The sequence below is a fragment of the Thiothrix nivea DSM 5205 genome (assembly GCF_000260135.1).
GTDB lineage: Bacteria > Pseudomonadota > Gammaproteobacteria > Thiotrichales > Thiotrichaceae > Thiothrix > Thiothrix nivea.
Genome location: NZ_JH651384.1, coordinates 4,001,830 through 4,023,595, shown reverse-complemented (window position 1 = coordinate 4,023,595; position 21,766 = coordinate 4,001,830). Strand labels below are relative to the sequence as shown.

Below are 21,766 nucleotides of genomic sequence, written 5' to 3'. Positions count from 1 at the left end.
CATTATTCCTGTTTCCCGGCGTCCGGGGCTGGCATAGGAACACGGGTGGTAGCTGGAGCCTTTTGCTGGAATTTTGCTTCCAGATAACGCATCACCTTGGCGGTTATGTCGATCCTGTCACTGGCAACGATGTAATTGCTTTCCCGCAGTACGATGTCTATCTGATCACGCTCACGTACTTCGCCAATCGCCTGGATGATTTCGGTTTGCAAGCTGTCGATCGCTTGGTCACGGGCAACGCGCACCTCTTCCCTGAAATCTTCCATGGCGCGTGAATAATTACGTTGGTGTTCACGCAGTTCGCGCTCACGCTGTACCCGCTCTTCCTCGGGCAAAACCTCTATTTGCGTTGCCAGCTCTTCCTCCAGCTGCGCGATGGCTTTTTGCTCGATGCCGAGCTTTTCTTCGCGTGGCAGATAATCCGCCTTCAGCTTGGCATTGGCCGCCTTGGACTGGGGTGACTCTGCCAGCAAGGTGGCAACATTGACGATTGCAATGCGTACAGGCCGCTCAATGACACCACTATCCTCCGCCATGGCCTGCCCCGACAAGGCCATCAACAGCAACCCTGCTGAGTAGCATCGAATGAAGCGGCTGGCCATGCTGACGAGCTTGTCCATGGCGAAACCTAGAAGGATGCGCCAATGCTGAACTGTACCTTTTGCTCCTTGTCCCCATCCTTGGCATTCAGGGGCTTGGCGTAGCTGACTTCAAACGGCCCGATCGGTGACAGCCAGACCGCGCCCACCCCGGCAGAGTAGCGAATTTCATCGGACTTGAAATCGCCGCTATCCTTGAATACATTGCCACCATCGACAAAGGCACTCATCTTGAGGTTTTTACTGTCTTCCATCAACGGAGCCGGGAACTGGACTTCCGCCGTACCCGTCACACTGAAATCACCACCGGTCGGGTCATCCTTTTCGTCGCGCGTCCCCAGGCTGTTTTGTTCAAAACCACGCACGCTATTGATGCCGCCTGCGTAGTATTTATCAAAGAAAGGTACTTCATCCAGGTCACCGGAAGCGCCACCAGCCCCTACCCTGCCTTTAAGCGCGAAGGTCACGTTATCCGTCACCGGCTTGTAAACCGCGCCGTCATAGCTGAGTTTCTGGTATTGCAGGTCACTGCCAGGCGCATTGGCTTGCAGGGAAACACGGTGGCGCTGGCCTTCGGTGGGGAAAATGGTGCGGTTGCGGGTGTCATGCACATAACTGACCGTCACTGGAACCTGGGTATACTGGTCGCCATTGGTCGCCACGAAATCCTTGATGCGCTGTGCAGGGTCGGAACCCAGTACCACTTCGCGCTTTTCCGCACCTACATTGGCGTAAACGGAGTCGTGTTCACTCAGCGGCACGGTATAGTTGACGCTGCCGCCGTAACGGTTGGAGGCGTAGTTGGCGATGTCTTCCTTGGTTGCGTCGTATTTCTTGTAGTAAGTGCTGAAACCACGACTGATGCCATCCGGCGTGTAATACGGGTTGGTGTAGCTGATGCTGTAGTTCTTGTTGACCTTGCTGTTGTCCACATTGACATCAAGCTGTTTGCCCGTGCCCATGAAGTTGTCCTGGTTCAGGTTGACGTTGAACAGCACACCTTGGGACTGGGAATAACCCGCGCCAACCCGGAACTGGTTGGAAGAGCGTTCCTTTACCGTGACGATCAGGTCGATCTGGTCAGCAGTACCTGCCACCGGTTCGGCTTCGATAGTAGCTTCCTCAACGTATGGCAAGCGCTCCAAACGGGTTTTGGAACGCTCCACCTGCTCCTTGGAGAACCAGGAGCTTTCCATCTGGCGCAGCTCGCGCCGGTAGACTTCATCCTTGGTGCGGTTATTGCCACGGATGTCGATGCGGCGTACATAGGTGCGCTTGCCCTGGTCAACCGACAGGGTGACGCCGACCCGCTTGCTGGCCTCATCAACCGCCGGGTCAACCCCGACCTTGGTGAAGGCATAACCCTGGGAAGCAAGCTTGCTGGCCAGGTTCTTGCGGGTTTCCTCCAGTGCTTTCTGGGAAAATACCTCGCCCTTGCGGATTTTAACCGCCTGCGCCAGTTGCTGCTGGGACAAGCCTGGGTTGCCCGCAAAGTTGACATCGCCAAAGCGGTATTGCTCACCTTCGTGGATGCCGACGGTCAGGTAAATGTCTTTCTTGTCCGGCGTCATGGAAACATCCGCCGAAGTAATATCAAAGTTGATATAGCCACGGTCGCGGTAGAAAGAAGCCAGTGAGTCAAGGTCACCCATCAGCTTTTCACGCGAATACTTGTCACTACTGCTGAAGAATGGGATCGAGAGTGCGCCACTCGGGCCGGATTCCAGTTGCTTCAACAAGACGGATTCGGGGAATGCCTTGTTGCCGACAATCTTGACTTTCTGGATGCGGGCGACGTTGCCTTCGCTGATATTGATGTTGACCGCTACCCGGTTACGTGGCAGCGCTTCGACGGTTGTCTTGATGTTAGCCGCGTAATAACCCATGGCCTGGTACTGTTCCGCCAGTTCTTTCTGAATGGTGACCAAAGCTGCCTTGTCAAGGGTGTTGCCCTTGCTGATATTGCGCAGTTTCAAGGCTTCCAGCAGCTTGTCGGTCGGAATCTTGTGGTTACCCTTGACGTTGATTTCACCAATGGCTGGCCGTTCCACCACCGTCACCACCAGCACATCGCCCCGGCGGCCAAGCTGCACGTCTTCAAACAGGCCAGTCTGGAACAGGGAGCGGATAGCATCAGCCGACTGGCGGTCATCAAACTGCTCACCCACACGGGCAGGCAGGTAGTTCAGCACTGTACCAGCAGCAACGCGCTCCAGACCATTGACTTCAATATCACGCACCACGAAAGCAGCCGCCAAAACGGCGTGGGAAGCCAGCAGGCAGCCCAAAGCAGAAATTTCAAGTATTTGTTTTTTCATGATTAATTTAACAACCGTGCGAAATCGTTATACAAGGCAAGCACCATCAATCCACCGATGATCGCCATCCCTACCCGGAAACCGACAGCTTCCGTTTCTGCCGAAACCGGGCTGCCTTTCACCAATTCAATCAGGTAATACAGCAAGTGCCCGCCATCCAGCATGGGGATGGGCAGCAAATTCAACACCCCAAGGCTAACACTCACAATCGCTAGGAAACCAAGGTAATAGGTCAAGCCAATGGAAGCCGACAAACCCGCAAACTGGGCAATCGTCACCGGGCCACTGATGTTTTTCAGGTCAACTTCGCCGGTGAGCATACGCCCCATCAGTTTTAAAGTCACCACCGACATTTGCCAGGTTTTGGCCATGCCCCGCCACAGGGATTCCAGCGGCCCGAATGACTCGGTAAAATACGCCGTCTCCAACACCGAACGGGGTGGGGCTTCCAGTTTTGCACCGATAGTGGCCTGTCCAGCCCCCGTCTTCGGGTCAATGCGTGGTGTTACGTTCAGAACCAGCTGGTTACCAGCCCGCTCCACTTGCATGGCAATCGGCTGATCAGCATGAGCACGGATATATTCGATAAAGGCGTGCCCACCTGCGGGCTTTACCCCATCCATGCCCAGAATTTTGTCTTTGGCTTGCAATCCTGCCTGTGCGGCGGGCGAGTCCTGCATGATGTCATGTACAACCACATCATATTCAGGCAACCAAGGGCGAATACCTACCTTGTCTAACGTACCCGCTTCGTCCTTGAACATGGGGACGCCCTGCAAATCCAGGCTGCGCTGCACTTGTGCGCCATCCTGCGTGCTGACGCTGAACAACAGTTGGGGCGACTTCAGGTATTCTTCCACCAGCAACATGCGCATATCGTCCCAAGACGCCGTTTCAACGCCATTGATGGCCATTACCCTGTCGCCGGGCTGAAAACCGGCTTGCGCGGCAGGGGATTCACTGGCCACATCAACATAAGGCCGCATGGCGTCCTGCCCTATCATGAACACCAACATGTAAACGACAATCGCCAGCAGGAAATTGGCAACAGGGCCAGCCACTACAATAGCAGCACGTTTCCACAAGGGTTGCCGGTTGAAAGCACGCGGGAGGTCTTCGGCAGGAATTTCACAACCTTCCTCACACTCGCGCTCATCCAGCATCTTGACGTAACCGCCAAAAGGCAAGGCGGCAATGGCATACTCTACCCGGTCGGCGTCATTGGAAACACGCTGCCACAAGGGTTTGCCAAAACCGATGGAAAAACGCAGTACCTTCACACCCAGCTTGCGGGCAACCCAGAAATGGCCAAATTCGTGTACCGTCACCAGTACCCCGATGGTCACCAGAAATGCGGGGATAATTATCAGCAAGTTCATGACTTAGTGCATCTTCTTGTTTTTTATCCAGGATAGTGAACGCGCACGGCTTTCCTCATCCTGAACAAGTATGTCTTCCAGGTTCATCGGCGTTCCCGTGGCTGCCTGCCGCATCACCTCAGCGACCAGTAGCGGAATGTCGGTAAAACCGATTTCCCGCCCCAAAAAGGCTTTTACCGCCTCTTCATTGGCTGCATTCAAAGCAATCGTGGCGTAACCGCCGCATCCATGCGCCTCATAAGCCAGTTGCAGGCAAGGGAAACGTTCCATATCCGGGCGTTCAAAATCCAGACGCGCGGTCGTAAACATATCCAGCGGCGCTACCCCGGAAACCAGCCGTTCGGGCCATCCCAACGCATAAGCAATCGGGGTGCGCATGTCCGGGTTACCCAACTGGGCCAATACCGAACCATCATTATAGGACACCATCGAATGGATGGTGCTTTGCGGGTGCACTACCACTTCCACCCGCTCCGCCGACAGACCAAACAGCCAGCAGGCTTCGATCACCTCCAGCCCCTTGTTCATCAGGGTGGCGGAATCGACCGAAATCTTTTGCCCCATCGACCAGTTCGGGTGCGCCACCGCCTGTTCCGGCGTCACTGTCGCCAAATCGCTGGCAGGCCAGGTACGGAAAGGCCCACCCGAGGCCGTCAGCAAAACCTTTTCCACGCCATCCCGGCCATCAGCAGGCAAGCACTGGAAAACAGCATTATGCTCACTGTCAATCGGCAACAATTCAGCGCCATGCTCGCAAACAGCATCAATAAACAGCTGCCCCGACATGACCAAGGCTTCCTTGTTGGCCAGCATCACACGCTTGCCTGCCCGCGCCGCCGCCAATGTTGGCAACAAACCTGCCGCGCCAACAATCGCCGCCATCACGTAATCGGTTTCCGGGCTGCTGGCAACCGTTTCCAGCGATTCCGCCCCGGCCAGCACCTTGACCCCGCTGCCTGCCGCCCGCAAACGCTGCTCCAGCAACGCCGCTGCCGCCTCGTCCACCATGACCGCCTGGCGTGGCTGGAAGCGCATACACTGCTCATACAAACGTTCGACATTATGATTGGCCGTTAGTGCGGTCACGTGAAAACGTTCTGGGTGGCGGGCAAGCACATCCAGGGTGCTGACGCCGATACTGCCGCTAGACCCGAGGATGGCAACACCTTTGGAACTCATCCCGCCTGCCCCTTCAATAACCACAACAACCCGAGCGTAAACAGGGGTGCTGCAGCCAGCATACTGTCAATACGGTCGAGGATACCACCGTGACCGGGAAGGATCTGCCCGCTATCCTTCACGCCCGCTTCGCGCTTTAACAGGCTCTCAAACAGGTCACCAGCCACCGACATCAGCACCACGAACATCGACAGCACCATGAAAATGGCACCCTGGCCGACTGGCACATCCAGCCAGAAGGAACCGAGCGAAGCCCACACGGCAGTGACGACAACAGCACCCGACAAACCCTCGCGGGTCTTGCCAGGACTCAAATCCGGAGCCAGCTTGTGCTTGCCAAAGCTGCGCCCGGTGAAATAAGCCGCCGTATCCGCCAAGGCAATCAGGGTAATCAGATAAATGACATAGGAATAATGCATCATGTGCAATTGCATCAGTGCGTACCAGGCTGGCAACAACACCAGGATGCCTGACAAGCGCATCGCCAAGGCATGTTTCCGGTAAAAACCGGCGTTATGCGGGTAAATCAGCAATGCCACCAGCGCCGCCAACCATACCGGGATACTGACAGCCAGCACCCACACCGGCTCCGGCTTGATAAACACCAGTGGAATCGAAGCTAACAGGATCATCATGGTTCCCATCATGCGTTTTTCCGGCAGGTAGCAACCGGTCAGCCCAGCCCATTCCCATGCACCCAGACCCACGACGAACACCAGTGAAAACAGCCCAAACAACTCGCTCGGCAAGAAACGGATACCGGCAAACACCAGCACGATCAAGACCAGCCCTGTAATAATCCGTTGTTTAAGCATGTTTTCCTCCTGATACTTGCTCACCGGTCATACCGAAACGCCGCTGTCTGTTGGCAAAATCCCTGAATGCCTTTTGCAGGCAGTCTTCGTCAAACTCCGGCCATAATACATCCGTGAAATACAGTTCCGCATACGCCAGCTGCCATAGCAGGAAATTGCTGATGCGCTTTTCCCCCCCCGTGCGGATAAACAGGTCAGGGTCTGGCAAGCCTGCGGTTGCCAACAATTGCCCGAAAGCCGTTTCATCCAAACTATCAGCAACCAGCTCACCATCGGCAATTTTTTGCGCCACCGTGCTGACTGCCTGCAAAATATCCCAACGACCACCATAATTGGCGGCAATCAGCAGGGTCATGCCGGTGCAGCTGGCGGTCAACGCTTCCACCTGCTGGATTTTTTCCTGTAAACTGGCGGAAAAACCGCTGGTATGGCCGATAAACCGCATCCTGACATTGTGGCGGAACAGCGCAGTGGACTCGCGTTCCAGTGCCGTCATGAACAATGACATCAGGCCGCTGACCTCTTCCTCCGGACGCTTCCAGTTTTCGCTGCTGAATGCGAACAGGGTCAGGCACTCCACCCCGACGTTGCTGCACGCCCGGATAACTTTGCGGGCAGACTCCACGCCCCGGTGATGCCCCATCAGGCGGGGCAGGAAGCGGGCTTTTGCCCAGCGTCCGTTCCCGTCCATGACGATGGCGACATGCCGGGGCACTGCGTCTTCTGTTTTTTTATTTGTCATTCCAGCCCCATTATTACGACAGTCACGCCTACAGCAGCGGCTGTGCCATCATACTTCCATCAGTTCCTTTTCTTTCTTTTCCAGCACCACTTCCACTTCCTTGATGTAACGGTCAGTCAGCTTCTGGATGTCGTCTGCGGCGCGGCGCTCTTCGTCTTCGGAAATTTCCTTTTCCTTCAGCAGCGATTTGAAATCGGAATTGGCGTCGCGGCGGATATTACGGATGGCGACCCGTGCGCCTTCGGCTTCAGATTTGACTACCTTGACCAGATCGCGGCGGCGCTCTTCGGTCAGTGCAGGCAATGGCACCCGGATTACGTTGCCGTCATTGGCCGGATTCAGGCCAAGATTTGAGGTCAGGATAGCCTTTTCGATCTTGCTGGCCATCGGTTTTTCCCATGGCGTCACCTTCAGGGTACGGGCATCTTCAGTACCGATATTGGCAACCTGGCTGAGGGGAACCTCGGAGCCGTAATAATCAACCGTTACCTGATCCAGCAAGCTGGGGTGCGCGCGCCCAGTACGGATTTTTGCCAGATCGTGTTTCAGGGCTTCGATGCTCTTTTGCATCCGCTGTTCTGCATCTTGTTTGATGTCTTCAATCATTGACTAAACCTCAACCAGAGTTCCAACAGGCTCACCTGCGACAATCGCAGCGAGCGCCCCCGGCGCAAACATGTCAAACACGCCGAGAGGAAGTTTGTTATCACGGCACATGACCATGGCCGTCAGATCCATCACACCCAACTGGCTCTGGATCGCTGTCCCGAAGGATAACCGATCGAAGCGCTTCGCCGCAGGATTTTTTTTCGGGTCAGCATCATAAATACCGTCCACTTTGGTGGCTTTCAGCAATAAATCACATTGCAATTCCACCGCGCGCAAACTGGCGGCAGTATCGGTAGTAAAAAACGGGTTGCCCGTGCCTGCCGCGCAAATAACAATGTCGCCCGCTTCCAGGTAACGGCGTGCCTGATGGGCGGAATAGCGCTCCCCGACCTGATCGATCCCCAAGGAAGTGAGCACCCGGCAGGAACCACCGAGCTTTTCAACCGCATCCTGCATCGCCAGTGAATTCATCACGGTCGCCAACATGCCCATCTGGTCGCCACGCACCCGATCCATGCCCTTTTCCGCCAGACCTGCGCCACGGAACAAATTGCCACCGCCAATCACGATAGCAACCTGCACGCCGGAACGCTGCACTTCCAGCGCTTCACCCGCGACACGGTAAAGAATTTCGGGGTCGATGCCGGAATCCTGATTGCCCAACAGCGCTTCGCCACTGAGTTTGAGGAGGATACGGCGGAAACGGGTTGCGGGATTGCTTGTGGATGTCATACGTGCGCCTGCCAGTGAATAAAATGGGTGTATTTATACAGGGGACAGAAAAAAGGGGCAACCTGTGCCCCTCTTTTCATGCAAAGCCCGAAGACCTTGTTACTTGCCTGCCGCCGCTGCCTGCGCAGCCACTTCGTCAGCAAAGTTTTCCTGTTTCTTTTCGATGCCTTCGCCTACCGCCAAACGCACGAACTGGGAAACCGCCGCACCCTTGCCTTGCAGCAGGTCGCCGACCGTTTGATCCGGGTTCATGACGAACGGCTGGCCTACCAGGGTGATTTCACCGAGAAATTTTTTCATACGGCCCGCAACCATCTTTTCCGCGATGTCGCGCGGCTTGCCGCTTTGCATGGCGATGTCGATCTGGATTTCACGTTCACGCTCAACGACTTCCGCAGGCACGCCGGTTTCATCCACGCAAACCGGGCTGGTCGCGGCGATGTGCATGGCAACGTGTTTGCCCAGCTCAGCGTCACCGCCAGCCAGGCAAACAACGACGCCGATCTTGGAACCATGCTGATAGGAAGCAATCTCGCCTGCGCCAGCATCAACCAGTTGCAGACGGCGCACCTGGATGTTTTCACCAATCTTGGCGATCAGCGCGGTACGGGCTTCTTCAACAGTTTGGCCGCTGGCCAGCGTAGTGGCTGATAGGGCTGCAACGTCAGCAGGCTTGTTTGCCAGTGCCGCAGCACCAACCGCTTCCGCAAACTCAACAAAGTTGGCGTCGTTGGCAACAAAGTCGGTTTCACTGTTGACTTCAACCATGGCAGCTTGTTTGCCATCAGCGGCAATCGTAATCACCATGCGGCCTTCAGCAGCCACGCGGCCAGCTTTCTTGTCAGCCTTGGCAGCGCCGGATTTGCGCATCAGGTCGATTGCAGCTTCCATGTCGCCGTTGGTGTCGGTCAGGGCTTTCTTACATTCCATCATGCCTGCGCCAGTACGCTCGCGCAGCTCTTTTACCATTCCAGCAGTAATTGCCATCAGAATAACTCCTTGAATCTTTTTACTTGGGCGACTTATTCAGCTTATTCAGCTGCCGCCGCATCAGTGGTTGGTTCCGCTTCATCAGCAGCTGCTGCATCGGCTGCCGCAACTTCAGCTTCAGGCGCAACCGCAGCCGCTACATGGCCTTCGTTAACCGCGTCAGAAGCGGCTGAAACGTACAGCTGGATAGCGCGGATCGCGTCATCATTGCCAGGAATCACATAATCAATACCTGCCAGGGAGTTGTTGGTATCCACCACGCCGATAACCGGAATGCCCAGTTTGTTGGCTTCCTGTACGGCAATTTTTTCGTAACCTACGTCAATGATGAAAATCGCGTCTGGCAGGCCACGCATATCCTTGATACCGCCCAGGCTGCGCTCCAGCTTTTCAGATTCGCGGGTCAGCATCAGCACTTCTTTCTTGCCCAGTTTCTGGAAAGAACCGTCTTCGGCCATTTTTTCCAGATCTTTCAGGCGGCGGATGGATTGCTTGACGGTCTTGAAATTGGTCAGCATCCCGCCCAGCCAACGGTGGTTGACGTAAGGCATTTTGCAGGCAATGGCAGCTTCCTGAACGGCTTCACGCGCGGAACGCTTGGTACCGACGAACAGGATTTTGCCACCCTTGGCGGCCAGCTTGCCGATGAAGTTGGTCGCATCATTGAACATTGGCAGGGTTTGCTCAAGGTTAATGATATGAATCTTGTTGCGCTCACCAAAGATGAACTGACCCATTTTAGGGTTCCAGTAACGGGTTTGGTGACCGAAATGAACGCCAGCTTCAAGCATTTGGCGCATGGTAACTTTAGGCATGATAAGCTCCTGTGTGGGTTATGCCTCCATACATCCCACCTGCGCAACCCGATTTTTTTGGTTCAGGCACCCTGCGCGGCGTGTCGATGTATGTGTGGATTTAAAAAATGTAAAACTATTTGCGGAAAACGCGGGCGCTTTATACCATGAAACGCTTTTGAGTGCTACCGGGAAGAACTAATAATGGCGAAGACACAAAAAGACCAGACTATCAAGATCAAAACAGCAGAAGAAATCGCCAAAATGCGGGTTGCGGGCAAGCTGGCGGCAGAAGTGCTGGAGATGATTGGCCCTTATGTAAAACCCGGCGTCACGACCGGAGAACTGGATCAGATTTGCCACAATTACATTGTTAACGTGCAGCAAGCCATCCCTGCCCCGCTAAACTATGGTGAACCACCGTTCCCCCGCTCCATCTGCACCTCCGTCAACCACGTCATCTGCCACGGCATTCCTGGCGACAAGAAGCTCAAGGAAGGCGACGCCCTTAACATCGACATCACCGTCATTAAGGACGGCTACCACGGCGACACCAGTAAAATGTTCTTCGTCGGCGAGCCTTCCATCGCAGGCAAGCGTCTCAGCCAGATTACCCAGCAATGCCTGTATCGCGGCATCCTCGAAGTCCACCCCGGCGCGCCGCTCGGCAATATCGGCAAGGCCATCCAGAAACACGCCCACGCCAACCGCTACAGCGTGGTGGAAGAATTTTGCGGGCATGGCATCGGCAACCAGTTCCATGAATCCCCGCAAATCCTGCACTACTACAGCAAGGACAGCGACAAGATCATCATCCAGCCGGGCATGATTTTCACCATCGAACCCATGATCAACCAGGGCAAGCGCCACCTGAAAATCCTCCCCGACCAGTGGACTGCCGTCACCAAGGATCACAAGCTCTCTGCCCAGTGGGAACATACCATCCTGGTCACTGAAGACGGCTTTGAAATCCTTACCCTGCGTGAAGAAGAAGCAGACTGGCGCGCCACCGTATGATCCCGAACAATCCCCTGCTGGATGTTTACAGCAGCCTGCTGGAACTTGGCAGCCCACAAACCGCTGATTACGTACAAGCCATCCGCGAAGCCCGCAAACGCCTGGGCGCGGAATTTCACGCCGGGCAGGATATCCGCACCTTACTGCGACACCATACCCACTTCATTGATGCATTGTTGCGTCACTTATGGAACCGCAACAGCATTCCCCAACAGCAACAGCGGGCTGCCCTGATTGCGGTTGGCGGCTATGGCAGGGAGGAACTTCACCCTTCTTCCGACATAGATCTGATGGTTCTGCTGACCGAACCACCCGGCGAAGAATGCCGCGAACGCCTATCCGCCTTCGTTACCCTGCTGTGGGACATCGGGCTGGATGTTGGCCACAGCGTCCGCACCCTGAATGAATGCGTGGAAATGGCCCGCAGCGACCTGAGCATCATCACCAACCTGATCGAAGCCCGTTTCCTCAGCGGCAGCGAAAGTCTGTTCTTCGCCCTGCGCGCTGCCACCAGCCCGGAAAAAATGTGGAACAGCCGCGATTTCTTCCAGGCCAAACTGGAAGAAGTGCACAAACGCCACCAGAAATTCGGCGACACCTCGCACCGGGTCGAACCCAACCTGAAAGACGGGCGCGGCGGCTTGCGCGACATCCAGACCATCAGTTGGGTCACACAACGTGAGTACGGCACCTTTTCCTTGCAGGAACTGTATGAAAACCGACTGCTGGAACACGATGAATACGAAACCCTGCGTGAAGGCCGTTTGTTCCTGTGGCGCATCCGTTTCGCCCTGCACGAACTGGCCGGGCGCAAGGAAGACCGCCTGCTATTCGACTACCAGCGCAGTCTGGCGCACAGCTTTGGCTACACCAATGATGCCAACAATGCGGCGGTGGAGGCTTTCATGCAGCGCTACTACCGCACCATCACCGAACTGGAGCGTCTCACTGACATGCTGATGGGGATTTTCCGCGAACGCATCCTCACCCTGCACCCGCCACCGCCGGAAATGCTCGGCGAGTGGTATCAGAAACGCGGCAACCTGATTTCGGTGAATTCACCGGATGTGTTCGTACTCTACCCGACCGCACTGCTGGAAATTTTCCTGCTATTGCAAATGACGCCCGGCGTTAACGGCCTGACGCCCGCGACTACCCGCATGATCCGCCACAACCTGCACCGCATCGACGCTGGTTTCCGCCAGCAGGCGCGCCATCGGCAGCTGTTCATGCAGATCCTGCGTCAGCCCAAGGGCATCACCTTCGTCATGCGGCTGATGAACCGTTACGGCATTCTGGCGTCGTACATCCCCGCTTTCGCCAATATCGTCGGGCGAATGCAGTATGACCTGTTCCACATGTATACGGTGGACGAACACACCCTGTTCGTGGTGCGCAACCTGCGCCGTTACGGCACCAGCATCGGCGTACAGGAGCTACCGTTGTGCGCGGAAGTGTTCAAGACCCTGCGCAACCCGGAACTGCTGTATCTGACAGGGCTGTTCCACGACATCGCCAAGGGGCGCAATGGCGACCACTCTGAACTGGGTGCAGTCGACGCCTACCATTTCTGCCGCGAACACAGCCTCAACCTGCATGACGCTTCGCTGGTCAGCTGGCTGGTGCGCAATCACCTACTGATGAGCATGACCGCACAACGCAAGGACATCAGCGATCCGGAAGTCGTGTTCGAGTTCGCCGGGCATGTGGCGTCACAAAGCCGCCTCGACTGCCTGTTCCTGCTGACTGTGGCCGACATCCGTGGCACCAACCCAAAATTGTGGAATGGCTGGAAACAGGCGCTGCTGCACGAGCTTTACCATTCCACCCGCAAACTGTTACAGAACCGCACCTTGCAATCGCGGGAAACATCCCTGCTGATTGAGGAAAAACGCCGCGCCGCGCTGGAACACCTCACCCAGGAAGGTTTCAGCGAAGCGGAATGCCGCACACTATGGAAGCAGTTTGGTACCGATTACCACCTCCAGCATTCGGTGGAAAGCGTGCAATGGCATACCCGTCATATCCTCGCCGAAACGCCACGCAAGCCGACCCTGATCCACCTGCGCCGCACCGTTTCGGGCAGCAGCAATGTGTTGTTCGTCTACAGCAAAGATCAGGACGACCTGTTTTCGCGGGTAGTTTCCACGCTGGAACAGCTCAACCTCAATGTCGTACAGGCACGCATCGTTTCCACCACTGACGGTTTCGACCTGTATACCCTGCACATCCTGGGGCCGGATAACCAACTCATCATCAGTGATGCTGACCGGCAGTACATTATCGACACGCTGGAGGCAAACCTGGAGCGGGACATATCGCGTCAGGCTGCCCTACGCAAACCGCGCATCTTGCGCAATTTTGACGTGCCGACGCGCGTTTCCTTTAACCAGCAGCCGGACAAAAACCTGACCCTGATCGAGATCAACACCGGTGACATGCCCGGTTTGCTGTCACGGCTGGGGGAAGCGATGGATGGCCTTGGCATCCGCGTACACAATGCCCGCATCAATACACTGGGGGAACAGGCACAGGATATTTTTTACGTCACCGCACGCGATGGCAGCATGATTACGGATGAAACTCAGCAGGCGCATATCCGCGAGGTGCTGGTGCAAGCGTTGAAGGGAGGGTAGCTCGCGGCATTCTAAAAAATACCAGATGCTTTTAGGCAGACTCATAAAATTCAGAAATATTTGTTTGTGGTACTTTAACTACTGCGCAGATGATGTAGTGAAATACTATACACAAAAAGTAAGCATATGTATAATTTTAGAGAGTTGCCAAGCTAAATGCACAAGTAACCACGTTGTTGATATGATCTTTATTTTTCCATCACAAGGTTAAAACCACCGGCTTTAGCCGGTCAGCTTTAGTTCAGGTCGCTTTTTAAGGCTGTTGCAAGTTTGCACAATCTTTGTCGAAGCGGTTCTTAAGCGCGGGGAGCGAAACGGGTGGACTTTCAGTCCTCTGCGACCCGCGCCAAACCCACCTACTTTAGTGGGTGGTCGTTTAGTTTTAATTGTTTCATTTCTTTATAACTGAATTATTATGGCTAAGGTATTTTTTTCATATTCACATAAAGATATAGATATACGCGATGAGATTGATAGACATTTTTCCGTCATGAAGAGAAGTGGACTAATTCAAACTTGGTATGACAGAGAGATCGAAGCAGGTAATGAATTCGATCTAGAAATAAAGGCGAAGCTTGAAAATTCAGATATAATACTTCTTTTAGTTAGCTCAGATTTTCTTGATTCCAGCTATTGTCAAGATGTGGAAATGAAGCGCGCCCTAGAAAAACATAGAGCTAGGGAAGCAAGGGTTGTTCCAATCATTGTTGACGTATGTGATTGGAAACATACAAACCTCAAAAAACTAAAATCCCTACCAAACGACGGAAAGCCAATAAAAAAATATAAAAACAGAAGAGAGGCGTATCAAGATATAACCAATGAAATCAGGAGAATCGCAAATAGAATACATCATCCTTATCAAACCTTTATAAAAGACAGCTTGAAGCTTGTCGCACCAAACCCTACCAAAAATAGCAAAAAACTTTATCTAAAAAGAGAATTAATCTATTTTTTAAAAGAAAATCCTAAAATCTTTTTAGGTACTTTGTTAATTTTTTTCGCATTTTTCAGTCTAGGTCATAATAACAATAATAAAACAAATGGCGCGTCTGATAATAATGCATCTATAAATTCATTTAGAGATGGCGATATAGGGTTTCAATCTAGCGAATACGATAAGGAACAACTTGAGAATAATATCAATGAAGCAAGATTCAGTATACTATGCATTTCAGATTCAGGGCGTGAAGATGTTACAATCACAGAGTCTCCTGGAAAGTCATTTGGGAAAATTTTAAATTGTTTATCAGGTGGCGATTTTATTATGGACTTAACTCCTTGTGCCCCGAAAGGAGAGTATGCATTATCAGCTCCAACAGGCACTGTTCCAATTATCCAGATTGTTCCACGCTGGCAGGACTATGCTAATCATTCGGGAGGAGTAACTCTTCACTATATTAGGGGTGATACGATTGGTTTTTCTGGTGGATTCAATTGGGCAGGTGATGGTTACACTGAACAATGGAATTTTGAAGCCAATCGTTTAACAGGCATTGCTACATTGAAGGAGGAAAATGGAAAAAAATCCACTTATAAATGCAAAAAGCTAGAAAGTAAATTTTAACATTTATACCTGAATCAATTAAGCTAAATAAGCGCCTAGCTAAAAACCAAAAAATCTTATATAGATAATTGACAAATACCCCTACCTGTGAGCTTGCTAATTCAGACGTGAGCGCCGTACAGTAGCCCGCCACATGGGCATCCCAAAGAAACATACGGCAATGCCTCTGTACACGACAATTTTTCTCAGAACCTTGTAAGTGATTGATTCGTAGTTCCAGAACCAATTGTGACCAACAAAAAATCAATAACTTGCGTTCGTTCAAAATTTTTTGTCGTGTACAGAGCGGCAAGGCATCAACAAATATATTTTTTAAGGAACTGTGAAAAACTCGATTTTGGCTTTACCACAGATGAATATTTAAATGCTTTTTACCGAAAAACTAGACGAGGATTTATATCACACCACTTTGGAGATTTCATTACCCTTAGTAGAAAACCCAAGCTACATTTCCTCGCGCAATAATGCCAGCAACCCAGCCATATCCTCCGGAATGGGCGTCTCCCACTCCCTATATTCGCTGGTTTCTGGGTGCACCAAACCCAATTTGGTGGCGTGCAATGCCTGACGCGGGAACGACTGCAAGGCTGTGCGCAATGCCTCGCTGATCCCGGCAGGCACACGCGGACGCCCCCCATAGGTCTGGTCACCCACAATCGGCATATGCTTCCAGCTCAGGTGGACACGGATCTGGTGGGTACGCCCGGTTTCCAGCGATACGCGCAACAGGGTGTGATGGGGGAAACGTTCTTCCACCCGGTAATGGGTAATCGCTTCCTTGCCACCGTCGGTGACCGCCTGCTTTTTGCGGTCGATATGGTGGCGACCAATGTTGGCTTCAATAGTGGAACCGGCCACCACCTGCCCGAAAACCAGCGCGAGGTATTCGCGGCTGACATCGCGTTCCTGTAACAATTCCACCAGCTTGGTGTGGGCTTCCAAGGTTTTGGCGACCACCATCAGGCCGGACGTGTCCTTGTCGAGACGATGCACTATCCCGGCGCGTGGCAACATTGCCAATGAAGGGCTGTGATGCAACAGAGCGTTGACCAAGGTTCCCGACCAATTGCCTGCTGCCGGATGCACCACCAAACCAACCGGCTTGTTGATGATCATGATGGCGTCGTCTTCGTACACAATACCGAGCGGGATGTCTTCCGGCTCGAATTCGGTTTGCACTTCCAGCTCGGCATTCAGCGTGATTTGCTCACCGCCGGTTAAGCGCTCCTTGGGTTTGAGGATTTTATCATCGACACGGACATTGCCCGCCTTGATCCATTTCTGGATCTGGCTGCGGGAATACTCGGGGCACAAACTGGCGACAATCTGATCGAGGCGCTGCCCTTCCATGTCGAAAGGTACGGTGTGGAGGATCTGTTGGTTCGGGGGCATTCTTAATCCGGTTGAATACGCTATACTTGCACCTCATTCTATCATCATGTGTTGTTAAGCAAATGCCGATAAATACAAAAAGACTCCGCGCCAGCCTGTATCTGGCAGGTGTAATCGCGGTTTCCGCCAGTTTCAGCGGTTGTTCCATTTTCTCCCAGACTGAAAAGGACATGACCGAGGGCTGGTCAGCCAACAAGATTTACACCACGGCACGGGAGGCAATGGGCGCCGGTGATTACGAACGCGCCATTGGCTTGTACGAATCCCTCGAAGCCCGCTACCCGCTTGGCCGTTTTGCCCAACAGGCGCAGCTGGAAACCGCTTACGCTTACTACAAGTATGATGAGCCGGATTCCGCGCTGGACGCTATCGACCGTTTCCTGCGCATGAACCCAACCAGCGAAGATGCTGATTATGCGTACTACCTGCGCGGCTTGGTCAACTTCAACCGTGGCCACAGCATTGTCGACAAACTGTTCCCACGCAGCATTGCCGATCTGGATACCGTGAAGAAAAAGGAATCTTTCCAGGATTTCTCCCACGTCATCACCCGTTACCCCAACAGCAAATACGCAGCGGATTCCCGAGAACGCATCCAGCACCTGCGTAACAGTCTGGCCGAGTCGGAAGTGAACGTGGCGAAATATTACATGGTGCGCGGGGCGTGGCTGGCCGCCTTCAACCGCGCGGAATACGCCATCAAACATTATGAAGGCTCCCCCGCCATCATTGACGCGCTGGAAATCAAGGTCAAGGCAGCCCACAACCTTGGCAAGCCCGATCTGGCCGCCGATAACCTGCGGGTGCTGGAAATGAATTTCCCGCAACGCGCCGCTGCCCTGAAAGCATCCTTGCGCTAATCCAGCCAGCCCTTCTTCCTGATGCGGTGGAAGGGCTGTTTCGGTATCAATATCCCGATTATCGGCTAATACTGGCAGAACGCCCTCCCCTCCTTTACAGTGGCCATACAAGCCAACATTAGAATAATAAAAGGGGCTGCTAACATGACCGTATCCAAAACAGCTTGTCTGGGAGGATGCCTGTTGCTGATACTGACAGGCTCCGCCGTCGCTGACTCCGTTTTCAGTAAACTCAGACCCATGTCGCCGATTGGCGCATCCAAAAATGAACCTCCCCGCAACTATCTGGGCGCAAGCCTAGGCTCTGCCACAACCGATGAATTCTGCGACGGTCTGGCCGACTGCGGCAATGATGGCAAAAGCTGGAAAGCCTTCGCAGGTGTGCGCATGAATGAAAACATTGTACTGGAAAGCGGTTACGTTGATTTTGGCAAGCAAACCGGCCTTGATACCAGCGGGGAAATCTCCCAGCAGGTAACCGCTTTCACGGTCGCCGGTGTTGCAGGCATCCCCTTGAGTGAGCAGATCGAGCTGTTTGGCAAGGCGGGAATGGCGCGTTGGAGCGTCGAACAAACCATCAACACCAACCAAACTGAAACAACCGGCTCCGATGTGCTGGTCGGGGTTGGCGGCAATTACAATCTGGGCGACAACATGGGCATCCGCGCGGAATGGGAGCGTTTCAAGGATGTGGGCAACAAAGACGGCAAGGCGGGCGACATTGACCTGCTGAGCCTGGGTTTCACTTTTTCATCATTATAAATAACCAGCGCTCCGCATGACGGGGCGTCATACAAAAAGGGGCTTGTATGAAAACCATGATTTCCTGCTCACTGGCAGGATTGGCGCTATTGGCGAACGTCGCCAATGCAGGCGGGATGGAAGGCTATGGCGTTCCTTCCAACGTTTCACTCTACGGTGGCGCAAGTGCTGGCATGGCCAACCAGGAAGGGGCATGTTCCGCCGCCAATGCTTCCAGCAACTGCGACGACTCAGCCGGTGGCTACAAGGTATTTGTCGGTTCGCGGGTTACGCCCCAAGGCAACGGTCTTGTGGCCACACCTACCGGAGTGATGCCATCTTCCTCCCTGCCTACATTGGGCGTGGAAGCTGGTTACCTTGATTTTGGCGCAAGCACCGCCGATGGCAAAGCCGGGCGCGCCGACATTTTTGACGCCAATTTCAGCAGTGACCTGTCCGCCAGTTACCTGGCCGGGGTGGGTTACGTACCGGTCGCACCACGCACCGAACTGCTGGGCAAGGCAGGTGCGGCTTTCTGGAAACAGAACGGCAAACGTGAAGTGCTACAAGACACCGACCTGAATATAGAAACATCCAATAGTGGCGTGGGCTTGCTGCTAGGCGGCGGCGCGCAGTACAAAGTCAGCGACAACCTCTCTGTACGGGGGGAATACGAGCATGTCTTTGGTACGGCTTCAGACACATCCTACGAATCAGATGCAGGCATGTACAGTATTGGTGCGGTTTTCTCCACATTTTAAGGGCAGGATACAGGCATGAATAACAGACTGGCGCTGTGCCTGCTGCTGGGGCTAACCAGCATGGCGCAGGCGGGGGAATCCATGATGCTGGGCAGCGACTTCAGCACCGGCCCCAAAATGTATGTCGGTTCCAGTATTGGCGGCTCCCAGCAGTCCGACAGTTGCAATGACCCGTTTTTCGAGGGCAGTTGTGATGAAGGCGATTTGGCCTGGAAAGCGTTTGGTGGCATCCGTTTCAACCCCATGCTGGGCGCGGAACTCGGCTATTACGACTTGGGCAGCGTCAACATGGACGGCACGGCTGGCGGCATCCCCGCCAAACTGGACAGCAGCGCCACCGGCACCGCCATCGCCGGGGTCGGCTATGTGCCGCTAACCTCTCAGATCGAAGCATTCGGCAAGGCTGGCGTAATTGCCTGGGATCAGAAAAACAACAAGACTTCTGGAGCCAGCAGTACCCAGTCCGCCGAAAGCGGCACCAGCACCCTGCTAGGCGGTGGGGCGCAATACCAGTTGAACAGTAACCTGTTCCTGCGTGGCGAATGGGAACACATGTTCAATATCGGCTCTGATTCTGCCTATGAGACAGATACTGACCTCTATTCATTGGGTGTAAGTTACTCAACCTTGTGAAATCTGAAAAAAATTGAGCGGATGGCAATCCAGTTATCGGTAACGACCCGTATGTAAAGGGAAGGTGCTGCGCAACGAAAAGGCAGTTACCTCCAATATGCGCCAAGACAAACTGGAGAGCCAAACATGAATAGCCCAACCCAAACCCGTTACCCCCGTATCGGCAGCGTCAGTATCCTGCTGGCTGCCGCGCTGGCAGGTTGCAATGACAACGATGGCCCTGCCACGTCCAGTACAGACACATCGACGCCAACCGCCACGACAGAAGACACGCTGAAACTGGGGAAATCCGTATTCAGCTTTGAAACATTTGGCAACGAACGTTTCTGGACAGACGCCATGCGTCTACCCCAGGGGTTAGCGCAAGCGCAGGTGACGCCTCTGGATGCCTTGTCACTGGGGCTGAATGTCAATGTCGAAGCCTTATCACCCGGAACCGCCAAGGCTTTACTGGACGCCCTTGAGCAGGTCAAGGCAGGTACTCCACCCAAGGACACCGTATTGGGCAACCCAGCCGTTACCCTTGCCCTGATCAATGAGGGCGCTGTCATCGGGGTTGTGCCGTTTGATGCTGAAGGCAATCGCAAACCTTTAGGCAGTGACGCCAGTTTCAAATCCGATAGCGTATTCAACCCGCTGGTGGGCGACCGCATGGGCGTTTCCTGTTCCCTGTGCCATGCGGCGACCGACAATTCCATCGTGCCTGCCGGGTTTGCCGGGCCGGGTTCAGTTGGTAAACAAAAGGATGGCGTCATCGCCGAGAACCTTGATATTGGCTCAATCTTCGCCGCTGCTGACAATCCGCTGGCCTACCTGCCATTCCTGCAACTGTCTTATGATGCCCTGGGCAACGCCACCCTGGGCCGCAACGATAGTACTGAAGGCATCAAAAGCACCGATTCCATTGCCGACCAAACTGCCGCCGCCCGCCGCTATTTGACGGGGACGAATACGCACGGCTTGCGCCATTACCCCGTCACTTCATTTGACGCCACCCCGGATGGCATAGGCAACGCCACTTACATCCCACCCTTCTTCCGCACCGATCTGTCAGCGCCATGGGGCGGCAGCGGCGCGTTTGAAAAGCTGGATGATTTCAATAACCTGGTCTATACCGTGGCGCTTGACCCGACCAGCCTGCTGACCACGGAAGGCCGGGGTTTCCTGAACTTCCTGGCCGGGCCGGTGGGGGATGAAATCGCCAACCGTTATGAAAGCGTCTTGCGGGCGACCAATGTCATTCCGGATGCCATCAGCTCCGACAACATCACGCCCTTTGTGCAGGCCAGCACGACCGGTATTGCTGTCGGTTCACCCACCGGCCCGGTAGGTCGGCGCGTCGATGACACAAAATTGCAGGCATTGCACGCTTACACCGACCAATTGAAGTCACCGGCTGCGCCTGACGGCCTTAATCCGGAAAAAGTGGCATTGGGCGAACAAATCTTTATGCTGCCGCGTACTGCCGGTGGCGCAAACTGTATCGCTTGCCATACCGCTCCTGATAAACCGGTGGAAAACTTCGTCCGCCCCATGGAGCAACTGTACCGGCCCTACAGCAACAACCTGTTGACGCTGCTAGACCGTTCTGACAAAGGCATCACCAACATCCAGAAGACCCTGGCTGGCCCGGCTACGGATTACGATTTGTCAGTGGTGGTGCTGGACGCCAGTATCCGTGGCGAACCCAAGGATGCACCGGGAAACAAACCGGGCTATGCAAAACCCCTGCTACTGGGGCTGGATGCCAAGGATGAATTCCTGCACGACGGTTCCGTGGCAGGCAAGGATGCAGCGGAAGGTCTGGGTAAACTGCTTGACCCGGCACGTGGCGCTGACGCCCCACACCCCTTCTATTTCCCTGGGCTGAGCGCAATGGCTGAACCACAACTGGGGCCATACCTCGGTGGTGGTGATGGCAGCCTTGGACGTGAAGCATTAACCGAATACCTGCGTAGCCGCACGGCTGACTAAGCATCATCCACCCCTAAATGCATGGGGC

Annotated in this window: 19 protein-coding genes; 8 read left to right on the top strand and 11 right to left on the bottom strand. The window is 54.1% G+C overall.

Annotated features, from left to right (window positions below; translation table 11 throughout):
• Positions 1 to 2 precede the first annotated feature (2 nt).
• The 10 genes from THINI_RS20040 to rpsB all read right to left on the bottom strand — a co-directional run bounded on the left by THINI_RS20040 (position 3) and on the right by rpsB (position 10,178).
• Positions 3 to 620, bottom strand: a complete 618-nt coding sequence (locus THINI_RS20040) for an OmpH/Skp family outer membrane protein (protein ID WP_002710344.1) — start codon at positions 618 to 620, stop codon at positions 3 to 5.
• Positions 621 to 628: 8 nt separating this feature from the next.
• Complete coding sequence (bamA, locus tag THINI_RS20035; RefSeq protein WP_002710343.1) at positions 629 to 2,917, bottom strand: outer membrane protein assembly factor BamA; 2,289 nt, start codon at positions 2,915 to 2,917, stop codon at positions 629 to 631.
• Positions 2,918 to 2,919: 2 nt separating this feature from the next.
• Positions 2,920 to 4,296 (bottom strand): RIP metalloprotease RseP, encoded by a 1,377-nt coding sequence (gene rseP / locus THINI_RS20030; protein ID WP_002710342.1) that lies wholly within the window; start codon positions 4,294 to 4,296, stop codon positions 2,920 to 2,922.
• A 3-nt stretch (positions 4,297 to 4,299) separates the two neighbouring features.
• Positions 4,300 to 5,475 carry a 1-deoxy-D-xylulose-5-phosphate reductoisomerase gene (ispC, locus tag THINI_RS20025; RefSeq protein ID WP_002710341.1) on the bottom strand — a complete coding sequence of 392 codons (1,176 nt, stop codon included), beginning with the start codon at positions 5,473 to 5,475 and terminating at the stop codon, positions 4,300 to 4,302.
• Positions 5,472 to 6,290, bottom strand: a complete 819-nt coding sequence (locus tag THINI_RS20020) for a phosphatidate cytidylyltransferase (protein ID WP_002710340.1) — start codon at positions 6,288 to 6,290, stop codon at positions 5,472 to 5,474. The genes ispC and THINI_RS20020 overlap by 4 nt, the downstream gene beginning before the upstream one ends.
• Positions 6,283 to 7,032 (bottom strand): undecaprenyl pyrophosphate synthase, encoded by a 750-nt coding sequence (locus tag THINI_RS20015; protein WP_002710339.1) that lies wholly within the window; start codon positions 7,030 to 7,032, stop codon positions 6,283 to 6,285. Before THINI_RS20015 ends, THINI_RS20020 begins: the two co-directional genes overlap by 8 nt.
• Positions 7,033 to 7,080: 48 nt before the next feature.
• Positions 7,081 to 7,638 carry a ribosome recycling factor gene (gene frr, locus THINI_RS20010; protein ID WP_002710338.1) on the bottom strand — a complete coding sequence of 186 codons (558 nt, stop codon included), beginning with the start codon at positions 7,636 to 7,638 and terminating at the stop codon, positions 7,081 to 7,083.
• A gap of 3 nt (positions 7,639 to 7,641) precedes the next feature.
• Complete coding sequence (gene pyrH / locus THINI_RS20005) at positions 7,642 to 8,373, bottom strand: UMP kinase (RefSeq protein ID WP_002710337.1); 732 nt, start codon at positions 8,371 to 8,373, stop codon at positions 7,642 to 7,644.
• Positions 8,374 to 8,472: 99 nt separating this feature from the next.
• Positions 8,473 to 9,360 carry a translation elongation factor Ts gene (gene tsf / locus THINI_RS20000; protein WP_002710336.1) on the bottom strand — a complete coding sequence of 296 codons (888 nt, stop codon included), beginning with the start codon at positions 9,358 to 9,360 and terminating at the stop codon, positions 8,473 to 8,475.
• A 44-nt stretch (positions 9,361 to 9,404) separates the two neighbouring features.
• The gene (gene rpsB / locus THINI_RS19995; protein WP_002710335.1) at positions 9,405 to 10,178 is read right to left on the bottom strand and encodes a 30S ribosomal protein S2; all 774 of its coding nucleotides are present in this window, start codon (positions 10,176 to 10,178) and stop codon (positions 9,405 to 9,407) included.
• 183 nt (positions 10,179 to 10,361) lie between these two features.
• On the opposite strand from rpsB, the gene map reads away from it, so the two are divergent.
• The 3 genes from map (at position 10,362) to THINI_RS23825 (ending at position 15,377) form a co-directional block, all read left to right on the top strand.
• Positions 10,362 to 11,174 carry a type I methionyl aminopeptidase gene (map, locus tag THINI_RS19990; protein WP_002710334.1) on the top strand — a complete coding sequence of 271 codons (813 nt, stop codon included), beginning with the start codon at positions 10,362 to 10,364 and terminating at the stop codon, positions 11,172 to 11,174.
• The gene (gene glnD, locus THINI_RS19985) at positions 11,171 to 13,810 is read left to right on the top strand and encodes a [protein-PII] uridylyltransferase (RefSeq protein WP_002710333.1); all 2,640 of its coding nucleotides are present in this window, start codon (positions 11,171 to 11,173) and stop codon (positions 13,808 to 13,810) included. The genes map and glnD overlap by 4 nt, the downstream gene beginning before the upstream one ends.
• Positions 13,811 to 14,225: 415 nt before the next feature.
• On the top strand, positions 14,226 to 15,377 hold the full coding sequence (locus tag THINI_RS23825) for a toll/interleukin-1 receptor domain-containing protein (protein ID WP_002710332.1): 1,152 nt from the start codon (positions 14,226 to 14,228) through the stop codon (positions 15,375 to 15,377).
• Positions 15,378 to 15,821: 444 nt separating this feature from the next.
• Here the strand turns inward: THINI_RS23825 and rluD are convergent, their stop codons facing one another.
• Positions 15,822 to 16,769 carry a 23S rRNA pseudouridine(1911/1915/1917) synthase RluD gene (rluD, locus tag THINI_RS19975; protein ID WP_002710331.1) on the bottom strand — a complete coding sequence of 316 codons (948 nt, stop codon included), beginning with the start codon at positions 16,767 to 16,769 and terminating at the stop codon, positions 15,822 to 15,824.
• 62 nt (positions 16,770 to 16,831) lie between these two features.
• On the opposite strand from rluD, the gene THINI_RS19970 reads away from it, so the two are divergent.
• From THINI_RS19970 to THINI_RS19950, 5 genes are all read left to right on the top strand, one after another.
• Positions 16,832 to 17,629, top strand: coding sequence for an outer membrane protein assembly factor BamD (locus THINI_RS19970; protein WP_002710330.1), 798 nt, complete (start codon positions 16,832 to 16,834; stop codon positions 17,627 to 17,629).
• A gap of 144 nt (positions 17,630 to 17,773) precedes the next feature.
• Positions 17,774 to 18,391: an outer membrane beta-barrel protein gene (locus THINI_RS19965; protein WP_002710329.1), complete on the top strand. Its 618-nt coding sequence runs from the start codon at positions 17,774 to 17,776 to the stop codon at positions 18,389 to 18,391.
• A 47-nt stretch (positions 18,392 to 18,438) separates the two neighbouring features.
• Positions 18,439 to 19,131 carry an outer membrane beta-barrel protein gene (locus tag THINI_RS23820; protein WP_002710328.1) on the top strand — a complete coding sequence of 231 codons (693 nt, stop codon included), beginning with the start codon at positions 18,439 to 18,441 and terminating at the stop codon, positions 19,129 to 19,131.
• 15 nt (positions 19,132 to 19,146) lie between these two features.
• Positions 19,147 to 19,764 (top strand): outer membrane beta-barrel protein, encoded by a 618-nt coding sequence (locus tag THINI_RS19955; RefSeq protein WP_002710327.1) that lies wholly within the window; start codon positions 19,147 to 19,149, stop codon positions 19,762 to 19,764.
• A 126-nt stretch (positions 19,765 to 19,890) separates the two neighbouring features.
• The gene (locus tag THINI_RS19950) at positions 19,891 to 21,738 is read left to right on the top strand and encodes a hypothetical protein (RefSeq protein WP_002710326.1); all 1,848 of its coding nucleotides are present in this window, start codon (positions 19,891 to 19,893) and stop codon (positions 21,736 to 21,738) included.
• The last annotated feature ends 28 nt before the right edge of the window (positions 21,739 to 21,766 follow it).

Coding starts and splice junctions, on each gene's coding strand:
- bamA (WP_002710343.1), bottom strand. CDS start 2,917: ATGAAAAAACAAATACTTGAAATTTCTGCTTTGGGCTGCCTGCTGGCT.
- THINI_RS19965 (WP_002710329.1), top strand. CDS start 17,774: ATGACCGTATCCAAAACAGCTTGTCTGGGAGGATGCCTGTTGCTGATA.
- rpsB (WP_002710335.1), bottom strand. CDS start 10,178: ATGCCTAAAGTTACCATGCGCCAAATGCTTGAAGCTGGCGTTCATTTC.
- pyrH (WP_002710337.1), bottom strand. CDS start 8,373: ATGACATCCACAAGCAATCCCGCAACCCGTTTCCGCCGTATCCTCCTC.
- THINI_RS23825 (WP_002710332.1), top strand. CDS start 14,226: ATGGCTAAGGTATTTTTTTCATATTCACATAAAGATATAGATATACGC.
- frr (WP_002710338.1), bottom strand. CDS start 7,638: ATGATTGAAGACATCAAACAAGATGCAGAACAGCGGATGCAAAAGAGC.
- rseP (WP_002710342.1), bottom strand. CDS start 4,296: ATGAACTTGCTGATAATTATCCCCGCATTTCTGGTGACCATCGGGGTA.
- map (WP_002710334.1), top strand. CDS start 10,362: ATGGCGAAGACACAAAAAGACCAGACTATCAAGATCAAAACAGCAGAA.
- THINI_RS20015 (WP_002710339.1), bottom strand. CDS start 7,032: ATGACAAATAAAAAAACAGAAGACGCAGTGCCCCGGCATGTCGCCATC.
- THINI_RS20020 (WP_002710340.1), bottom strand. CDS start 6,290: ATGCTTAAACAACGGATTATTACAGGGCTGGTCTTGATCGTGCTGGTG.
- THINI_RS19970 (WP_002710330.1), top strand. CDS start 16,832: ATGCCGATAAATACAAAAAGACTCCGCGCCAGCCTGTATCTGGCAGGT.
- rluD (WP_002710331.1), bottom strand. CDS start 16,769: ATGCCCCCGAACCAACAGATCCTCCACACCGTACCTTTCGACATGGAA.
- glnD (WP_002710333.1), top strand. CDS start 11,171: ATGATCCCGAACAATCCCCTGCTGGATGTTTACAGCAGCCTGCTGGAA.
- THINI_RS20040 (WP_002710344.1), bottom strand. CDS start 620: ATGGACAAGCTCGTCAGCATGGCCAGCCGCTTCATTCGATGCTACTCA.
- THINI_RS19950 (WP_002710326.1), top strand. CDS start 19,891: ATGAATAGCCCAACCCAAACCCGTTACCCCCGTATCGGCAGCGTCAGT.
- ispC (WP_002710341.1), bottom strand. CDS start 5,475: ATGAGTTCCAAAGGTGTTGCCATCCTCGGGTCTAGCGGCAGTATCGGC.
- THINI_RS23820 (WP_002710328.1), top strand. CDS start 18,439: ATGAAAACCATGATTTCCTGCTCACTGGCAGGATTGGCGCTATTGGCG.
- tsf (WP_002710336.1), bottom strand. CDS start 9,360: ATGGCAATTACTGCTGGAATGGTAAAAGAGCTGCGCGAGCGTACTGGC.
- THINI_RS19955 (WP_002710327.1), top strand. CDS start 19,147: ATGAATAACAGACTGGCGCTGTGCCTGCTGCTGGGGCTAACCAGCATG.